1 rRNA gene (cut by a window edge) is annotated in these 413 nt (G+C 37.8%); it reads right to left on the reverse strand.

The annotated features are described in order from the left end of the window. Positions 1-168, reverse strand: a 23S ribosomal RNA gene (locus AB4484_RS04210) (it extends 3449 nt beyond the left edge of the window). Between the last annotated feature and the right edge of the window lie 245 nt (positions 169-413).

Genomic DNA, 413 nt, shown 5'->3' on the forward strand with positions numbered 1-413 from the left:
TGCTATGTATTCACAACAGGATACTTACTTATGTAAGTGGGTTTCCCCATTCAGGAATCCCAGACTCAAAAGGTTATTACTACCTAATCTGGGCTTATCGCAAGTTATTACGCCTTTCATCGCCTCTGACTGCCAAGGCATCCACCGTGTACGCTTAGTCACTTAACCATACAACCCGAAAGGGTCTTAGCGTATGGCAACTAACCAAGGTTTTTGGTTGTCATTAAGAAGGGTTAATTCTTAATGACTGTTTGCCGGACTCAATTGTGATTCAAACAAGTTTGAATCGAATACAAGACACTTGAATGTGTTTGTTGTGTTTATCTAATGAAAGATAAACATTGAGAACTTTTAAATTTGATTGAATTACTCGTAAGTAATCAATCAGTCAGCTTTCCAAATTGTTAAAGAGC

The organism is Vibrio sp. 10N.261.46.A3, from assembly GCF_041472995.1.
GTDB classification, from domain to species: domain Bacteria; phylum Pseudomonadota; class Gammaproteobacteria; order Enterobacterales; family Vibrionaceae; genus Vibrio; species Vibrio coralliirubri.